This is a genomic window from Streptomyces sp. NPDC051105, from assembly GCF_040682795.1.
GTDB lineage: Bacteria > Actinomycetota > Actinomycetes > Streptomycetales > Streptomycetaceae > Streptomyces.
Genome location: NZ_JBFBBR010000038.1, coordinates 1 through 9,166 on the forward strand (window position 1 = coordinate 1; position 9,166 = coordinate 9,166).

2 protein-coding genes are annotated in these 9,166 nt (G+C 70.7%); both read right to left on the bottom strand.

The genetic code is table 11. The features are described from left to right. Positions 1 to 4,114 (bottom strand): acyltransferase domain-containing protein (locus AB0N16_RS41290; RefSeq protein ID WP_365805982.1); only part of this gene is annotated, 4,114 nt, incomplete at its 3' end. 42 nt (positions 4,115 to 4,156) lie between these two features. Then, positions 4,157 to 9,130 carry an SDR family NAD(P)-dependent oxidoreductase gene (locus AB0N16_RS41295; protein ID WP_365805983.1) on the bottom strand — a complete coding sequence of 1,658 codons (4,974 nt, stop codon included), beginning with the start codon at positions 9,128 to 9,130 and terminating at the stop codon, positions 4,157 to 4,159. Positions 9,131 to 9,166: the final 36 nt, after the last annotated feature.

A 9,166-nucleotide genomic window follows, 5' to 3' on the forward strand; every position in this document is an offset into this window, starting at 1 on the left:
CCACCGCGATCGCGTTCCTCGTCACCACCACCAACCGCGCATCAGCCAACACCTCACTCGCCAACCACCGCTGCAACAACCCCAACACCCGCACCGCAACCGAAGACGACGCCTCATCCGCCAGCCCCGCGACCTCGGCAACCACCACACCCGGAACCCCGGACCCCTCAACCACGGCCCGCTCCAACGCATCCAGATCAGCCAACGGCGCCTCACCCAACACCGCAACCTCCACCTGCACCGCAGACGGCACAGGCACCGGCACCCACTCCACACAGAACAGCGAACGCTCGCCGGTGCCGCCCTGTGCGTTCTCCAGTTGCGCCTGGTCGACCGGGCGTACGGCGAGGGCGTCGACCGCTACGACAGGCGTTCCGGTCTCGTCGACGGCATCGATGCGTATGCGGGAGTCGTCACCCGCGGCGGACGCATCGACCGGGCTGATCCGCACCCGGACCCGCGAGGCGGTGCTGTGCCCCAGCCTTACCCCGGACCACGAGAACGGCAGCTCCGCAGAGACCGAACCACCAGCCTTCTCCAGCAACCCACCATGCAACATCGCATCGAACAACGCCGGATGGACACCAAAACCCTCACCGCCGGCATCCTCGGCAAGCGCTACCTCGGCATACACCTCTTCGCCATCGCGCCACGCCGCCCGCAGACCCTGGAAGACGGGCCCGTAGTCGTAACCGGCCTCCGCCAACCGCACATACAGCGAATCCAACGCCACCGACTCCGCACCCTGCGGCGGCCACTGCGCCGGGAACGGCGGCAGCGGCTCGGCGTCCGATGACAGCCAGCCACGCGCGTGACAGGTCACCTCGGCCTGCTCGTCGTCCTCGTCGGCAGCCTCCGCCCGGGAGTAGACCGCCACCTCACGACGGCCGTCCTCGCCTGCCCGGCCCACGACGACCTGCACCTGCCGACCGGCGTCGTCCGCCAGGATCAGCGGCGCCTCCAGCACCAACTCGTCCACGACAGCGGTACCGGCCACGCGACCCGCGGTGAGGGCGAGTTCGACCAGGGCGGCGCCCGGGAGGATCACCATGCCCAGCACTGCATGGTCCTGTGTCCACGGCTGCGCGGCCTGCGCCACCCGGCCCGTGAACACCCACTCGTCCCGGTCCCCGACCGACACCGCGGCGGCGAGGATCGGATGGTCCAGCCGGCCGAGTCCGGCGGCGGCCAGGTCGCCGGCCCCGGTGCCGGGCGAAGGCCAGTAGCGCTCGCGCTGGAAGGCGTACGTCGGCAGTTCCACCCGTCGGGCGCTCGTGCCGCCGTAGAACGCCTGCCAGTCGATCCGGGCGCCGGCGATGTGCGCCTCGGCCAGCGACGTCGCGAACCGCTCGGGGCCGCCCTCGCCGCGGCGCAGCGAGCCGACGACCTGGACGTGGTCGGTGGCGTCGAGCGCCTGGGCGGTCTCGGCGACCGCCATGGTGAGAACGGGGTGCGGCGAGGCCTCGATGAAGCAGTTCACCCCGTTCTCGACCAGTGCGCGAACGGCCGGCTCGAAGCCGACGCGGCCGCGCAGGTTGGCGTACCAGTAGGAGCCGTCGAGCCGGGTGGTGTCGATGAACGCGCCCTCGACGGTGGAGTAGAAGGGGATATCGCCGGTGCGCGGCGTAAGGGGCGCGAGCAGTTCCAGCAGTTCGTCGTGGATCGTCTCGACCTGCGCGGAGTGGGAGGCGTAGTCCACGGGCACCCGCCGGGCCCGTACCCCGTCGTTCTCCCATACGGTCATCAGCTCGTCGAGCGCGTCAGGCGCACCGGCGACGACCGCGGTGGTGGGGCTGTTGACGGCGGCGACCGACACGCGCCCTTCGTACGCGGCGAGTTGTTCCTCGACCCGGTCCACGGGCAGCGCGACGGAGACCATGCCGCCGCCTCCGGCGAGCCGCTCCCGCACCGCGCGGCTGCGCAGTGCGACGACCCGGGCGGCGTCGTCGAGCGACAGGGCGCCCGCCACGTACGCGGCAGCGATCTCGCCCTGGGAGTGGCCGAGGACGGCGGCCGGTTCGATGCCGTTGGACCGCCACAGGCGGGCCAGGGACACCATCACCGAGAACAGTGCGGGCTGTACGACGTCGACGCGCTCCAGCGACGGTGCCCCGGGGGCCGCGCGCAGTACGTCCTCCAGCCGCCAGTCGACGTACGGCGACAACGCCTTGGCGCAGGCGGCGATCTCCTCGGCGAAGACGGGCGAGGAGTCCAGCAGTTCCATCGCCATCCGCTCCCACTGGGCGCCCTGCCCGGGGAAGACGAACACGCTCTTGCCGCCCGTGGCGGGTCCTTCGAGCACGTGGGCGGCGGGCTCGGCGGCGGAGAGCGCCCCGAGTCCGGTCAGCAGCGCGCCGCGGTCGGTGGCGACGACGGCCGCACGGCGCTCGAGGTGCGCGCGGGTGGTGGCCTGCGAGAAGCCGATGTCGAGGAGGCCGAGTTCGGGCTGGGCGATCATGCGGGCGCGCAGCCGGTCGGCCTGGGCGCGCAGTGCGGCCTCGCTGCGCGCGGAGAGGAGTACGGGAACGGCGACCGGCGTACCGCCCGCATGCTGTGCGGCACTGGGGCCGCCGGCGTCGCCCGTCTCGGCGGGAACGTCGGACGGCGCTCCGCCCGGCGACCGGACGGCCGCCGCCTGCCCGGCGTCACCTGTCTCTGCGGACTCAGTCGGCTTGGCGGCGGCGTCTGCCGGGGCAGGTGCCGTCGGGGCTTCTTCGAGGATGACGTGTGCGTTGGTGCCGCCGACGCCGAACGAGGAGACGCCCACGCGCCGCGGACGGTCGGAGGCAGGCCACGGCTCGGCCTCCGTCAGCAGCCGCACTTCACCCGCGGTCCAGTCGACGTGCGGTGAGGGGGCGTCGACGTGCAGCGTGGCCGGCAGCGTGCTGTGCCGCATCGCCATCACCATCTTGATGATGCCCGCCACGCCTGCCGCCGCCTGGGTGTGCCCGATGTTCGACTTGATGGATCCCAGCCGCAGCGGTCCGCTCTCGGCCGCCCGCTCCTGCCCGTACGTGGCCAGCAGCGCCTTCGCCTCGATCGGGTCACCGAGCGGGGTACCGGTCCCGTGGCCCTCGACCGCATCGATGTCGGCCGCGGTGAGGCCCGCGTTGGCGAGGGCCTGGCGGATCACCCGCTCCTGGGAAGGACCGTTCGGCGCCGTCAGACCATTGCTCGCACCGTCCTGGTTGACCGCGGTGCCCCGGACGACGCCGAGGATCCGGTGGCCATTGCGGCGCGCGTCCGACAGCCGCTCCAGGACGAGCAGTCCCACGCCCTCGGCCCAGCCGACGCCGTCGGCGGCCGCCGAGTACGCCTTGCAGCGTCCGTCCGGGGAGACACCGCGCTGGCGGCTGAACTCAATGAAGACGCTCGGCCGCGCGAGGACGGTCACGCCGCCCACCAGAGCGAGCGAACACTCCTGTGCCCGCAGGGACTTGACGGCCGCGTCCAGCGCGACGAGCGACGACGAGCAGGCCGTGTCCACCGACACCGCCGGCCCTTCGAACCCGAAGGTGTAGCTCAGGCGGCCCGAGGCGACGCTGCCCGCGGAGGCGATCGTCAGATAGGCCTCGATGTCGGGGCGCCGGTCGCTCTGCCCCGCGACGAAGCCGTAGTCCTGGTACATCACTCCGCAGAACACACCGGTGTCGGAGCCGCGCAGCGAGGTGGGGGCGATACCCGCGTCCTCGAACGCCTCCCACGCCGTCTCCAGCAGCAGTCGCTGCTGCGGGTCCATCGCCAGCGCCTCACGTGGGCTGATGTCGAAGAAGTCCGCGTCGAACTCGCCGACCCGGTCGACGAATCCGCCGCCGCGCGAGTACGACGTGCCGGGGTGGTCGGGGTCGGGGTCGTAGAGGTGCTCCAGGTCCCAGCCGCGGTCGTCCGGGAACTCCCCGGTTCCGAGGCGTCCTTCGGACACCAGGTTCCAGAGTTCGGCCGGGGATGTCACGCCGCCCGGGTAGCGGCAGCCCATGCCGACGATGGCCAGCGGTTCACCGGCCCGGTCCTCGTACTCCTGGAGCCGGGCCCTGGTCTCGTTGAGGTCGACGGCGACCCGCTTCAGGTACCGGACCAGCTTTTCCTGCTGGGGGTCGTTGCCTTCAACGCTCATGGTCATGTTCCCCTGGGTGGTCTGATCCTGCGATTGCACTCGTCACACCTCGCCGAACTCGGCGTCGATCAGCTGGAATACCTCGTCGGCGGTCGCGGCCGCCTCGAACCGCTCACTCACATCGATCCGCTCGCTCGCGCGCTGATCGCCCTCGCCCAGTTGGGCCAGCAGCGTGCGCAGCCGTCCGGCCAGGCGCTGCTTCTCGCCGGCAGCGACCGAGGTGAGCAGGTCCTCCAGCCGTTTTAGTTCCTGCTCGATGGGCTGCTCCGCGCTGCCACCGACCTCCGAGAGGATCAGCTGCGCCACCGCCCCGGATGTCGGATGGTCGAAGACGAGGGTCGCCGGCAGCCGTACGCCGCCGATCCGTGACAGCCGGTTGCGCAGCTCGACCGCGGCCAGCGAGTCGAAGCCCAGTTCCTTGAAGGCGCGGTCGGGGCCGATGGCGCCGGGCGAGGCGTGCCCCAGGATGGCCGCGACCTGACTCTGGACGAGCTGGAGCACGATCTGCTCCCGTTCGGCCTCCGAGACACCCGCGAGCTGTTGGGCGAGAGACACGTCCGTGCTCTCCGCACGCCGTGTGGGTGCCGGGACCAGGCCGCGCAGGAGTGGTGGCAGCAGTCCCGAGCGCGCCTGGGCGCGCAGTGCACCGAAATCGAGCCGCACCGGCGCCAGCAGCGCTTCGTCGAGCCGCTGGGCCTGCTCGAACAGTTCCAGGCCGAGGTCGGTCGGCAGCGCGCCGACTCCCATCCGTTCCAGCCTCGCGAGTTCCGTCTCGTCCAGCACACCGCCCATACCGCCGGCCTCTGCCCACAGTCCCCATGCCAGCGAACGGGCGGGCAGCCCCGCGGCACGCCGCTGCCGCGCGAGGGCGTCGAGCACCGCGTTGGCCGCCGCGTAGTTCGCCTGACCGGGGCTGCCCACCAGGGCGGCGACGGAGGAGAACAGCACGAAGGCCGCCAGGTCCATGTCCTCGGTCAGTTCGTGCAGGTGCAGCGCCGCGTCCACCTTCGGCCGCATGACGCGTTCGAGCTGCGCGGGAGTCAGGGACGTGATCACACCGTCGTCCAGGACACCGGCCGCATGAATCACCGCCGTCAGCGGATGGGCGAGGGAACCGATCAGAGCGGCCAGCTCGCCGCGGTCGGACACGTCACAGGCCACGGCTTGGGCCTCGCAGCCCAACTCCGCCAGATCCCGCACGAGTCCGGTAGCACCGGGAGCCTCCGGCCCACGCCGGCTCACGAGTAGCAGCCGCCTGGCACCGTGCTGTGCGGCCAGATGCCGGGCGAAGACCGCACCCAGACCACCCGTACCACCGGTGATCAACACCGTGCCGTCGGGATCCAGCACCGGCGCCTCGACCGATGCGGAGGAGACCCGCGCCAGCCTCGGCGCCAGGAACCCGCCCCGACGGACAGCGAGCTGAGGCTCGTCCAGAGCAGCCAGTGCGCTCCAGTCCTGCACACCACCGTGACCGTCGGCATCATCGTCGATGTCCACCAGGGTGATCCGGCCCGGGTGCTCCGACTGCGCACTGCGCACCAGACCCCACACCGGCGCCAACGCCAGATCCGGAACCTCATCACCCACCGCGATGCCGCGCCGGGTCATGACGACCAGCCGCACGTCGGTGAGCCTGTCCTCGGCCAGCCAGCGGCGCAGTAGCTCCAGGGTGCGGGTGGCGACGGTCAGCGCGGCCTCTGCCGGCCCTTCGCCGGGCCGCGCCTCGACGGCCTCCACCTCGGCGATGACCAGGTCGGGTGCGGGAGCGCCCTCCGCCAGAGACCGAGCGAGCGCATCCACGTCGGCATACGCGTGTACGTCCAGATCGGTGTGCCCCGCCTCACCCAGCACCGCGATCTGTACGGGAGCCGCGGGCGGTGTCGGGAGGGTGGTCCAGTCCACCGTGAACAGCGAATTGTTCCCCGGTTGCTGGACACTCGCGAGCTGCGCCTGGTCGACCGGACGGAAGGCCAACTCGTCCACGCTCGCAACCGGCACGCCGTACTCGTCGGCGATGTCGATCCGCAGCGCCGCCTCCTCAGCGGATCCGATCCGCACCCGCAGGCGTGACGTACCGCTGAGTGCGAGCCGCACCCCGGACCAGGAGAAGGGCAGCCGGGCGGACGATCCGTCGCCGTTGTCGAGCCAGTCGAGTCCGCCGTGGAGAGAGGCGTCGAAAAGTGCCGGGTGGACACCGAAACCCCGGGCGGACTCGGCGTGCTCCTCAGGAAGCGCGACCTCGGCGAAGAGGTACTCGCCATCACGCCAGGCCGCCCGCAACCCCTGGAACACCGGCCCATAGTCGTACCCCGCGTCCGCGAGTCGACCATAGAGCGCCTCGACATCAACCGGCTCGGCACCCGGCGGCGGCCACTCCACCGGCAACACCGACACCAACGGCTGCGTCTCCGCCACGAGCACACCCCGCGCGTGACACACCACCTCGGGCCGCTCGCCCTCACCCCGCTGCTCCGCACGGGAGTAGACCGCGACCGCGCGGCGGCCATCCTCATCGGGCTCGCCGAGAGTGACCTGCAGTTGTGCCGCCGTGTTCCCTTCCAGGACCAGCGGTGCTTCGAGTACGAGTTCTTCGAGTACCGGGCTGCCCGCGTGGCGGCCGGCGGCAAGGGCCAGTTCGACCAGTCCGGTGCCCGGCATGATGACGGTGCCGAGCACGACGTGGTCCCGTACCCAGGGCGCGCTGTCCAGGGAGACCCGTCCGGTGAACAGCCACTCGTCCCGCTCACCGACCGACACCGCGGCACTCAACATGGGGTGGTCGAGCCTGCCGAGTCCGGCAGCGCTCAGGTCGCCGGTTCCGGTGGTGGGCGTGATCCAGTAGCGCTCGCGCTGGAAGGCGTAGGTCGGCAGGGAAACGCGCCGAGCGCCCGTGCCCGCGTAGAACGCCTGCCAGTCCACCGGCACACCCGCCAGATGCGCCTGCGCAACAAACGCCGCGAACGTCTCCGCCTCGGGGTGACGCGCCCGCAACACGGTCGCGAACACCGCCTCCGTGTCCTCATCCACCGCCTGACGCGCCAACGCCGTCAGCACACCATCCGGACCAAGCTCCAGGAACCGGGTCACACCCTCGCCCTGGAGAGTACGCACCCCGTCGGTGAACCGGACCGCCTGACGGACGTGATCCACCCAATAGCCCGGATCAGCCAGCTCCGCCGACACCAGAGCACCCGTCACATTCGACACCACCGGGACTCGGGGGACGTGGTACGTGAGGGTCTCGGCCACCTTGCGGAAGTCGGCCAGCATCGGCTCCATCCGATGCGAATGGAACGCATGACTCACCCGCAACCGAGTCGTCTTCCGGCCCTGCCACCGCGGCAGCCACTCATCAAGCGCGTCCAAGTCCCCGGACACCACCACCGAACGAGGACCGTTCACCGCAGCGATCGACAACCGGCCCTCGAACCCGGCCAGCTCCCCAGCCACCTCCTCCTCCGCCGCCTGCACCGCCGCCATCCCACCACCAGCCGGCAACGCACCCATCAACCGCCCACGAGCCACGACCAGCGCACACGCATCCGCCAGCGACAACACCCCCGCCACATGAGCAGCCACCAGCTCACCCACCGAATGCCCGATCAGATAATCCGCGCGCACCCCAAGAGACTCAACCAGCCGGAACAGGGCCACCTCGACCGCGAACAACGCAGCCTGCGTGAACTCCGTCGCATCCAGCAACCCCGCATCCGCAGAGCCCTCCTCAGCAGCCAGCAGACTATGAAGCGAACGGCCCAGCCGCGGGTCCAGCTCCGCACACACCTCATCCAACGCCCGCCCGAACTGCGGGTAAACAGCGGCGAGCTCCACACCCATCCGCGCCCGCTGCGCCCCCTGCCCCGTGAACAAGAACGCCGTACGACCCGCCCCCACCCGACCGTCGAACACACCAGCCGCCGGCTCACCGCCAGCCAAAGCCGCAAGCCCCGCCAGCAGACCATCCCGATCCGACGCCACCACCGCAGCCCGCTGCTCCAACTGCGCCCGCGACACCACCGACGAGAAAGCGACATCGAGCAGACCCAGGTCGCGATGGTCCTGGAGGTGAGTGTGCAGCCGCTCCGCCTGCTCCCGCAGCGCCGCCTCACCCTTGGCCGACAGCAACACCGCAGCCGGCCGGTCCGGCACACTCACTTCCCCGACCGACACCGTAGAATCCTGCGGCGCCTCCTCCAGAATCACGTGAGCATTCGTGCCACTGATACCGAAGGAGGAGACGCCCGCACGCCGCGGCTCCTGCGAGGCCACCCACTCCTCGGCCTGCGTGAGCAGCTTGACCTGTCCGGCCTCCCAGTCGACATGCGGCGAGGGAGTGTCGACATGCAGGGTCGCCGGGAGGGTCCTGTGCTGCATCGCCATGACCATCTTGATCACACCCGCGACACCGGCCGCCGCCGACGTGTGACCGATGTTCGACTTGATCGACCCGAGCCGCAGCGGATCGTTGTCAGCCCGCTCCTGGCCATACGTGGCCAGCAGCGCCTGCGCCTCGATCGGGTCACCCAGCTTCGTGCCGGTGCCATGACCCTCCACGGCATCGACATCGGCAGGGCTCAACCCGGCATTGGCAAGAGCCTGCCGGATCACCCGCTCCTGCGAAGGACCGTTCGGCGCCGTCAGACCATTACTCGCACCGTCCTGGTTGACCGCGCTGCCCCGGACAACACCAAGAATCCGGTGACCGTTGCGCCGCGCATCTGACAACCGCTCCAGTACGACCAGACCAAGGCCGTCCGAGAAACCCGTACCGTCCGCAGCCGCCGCATACGACTTGCAACGCCCGTCCGACGCAAGACCCCGCTGACGACTGAACTCAGTGAGGAGGAACGGACCCGACATGATCGTCACGCCGCCGACGAGGGCGAGGGAACACTCCCCTGAGCGGAGCGCCTGGGACGCCATGTGCATGGCCACCAGCGACGACGAGCACGCGGTGTCCACCGACACCGCCGGACCCTCAAGCCCCAGACTGTAAGCAACCCGCCCCGACACGACACTCGACGTCGTACCCGTCAGCCGGAAACCCTC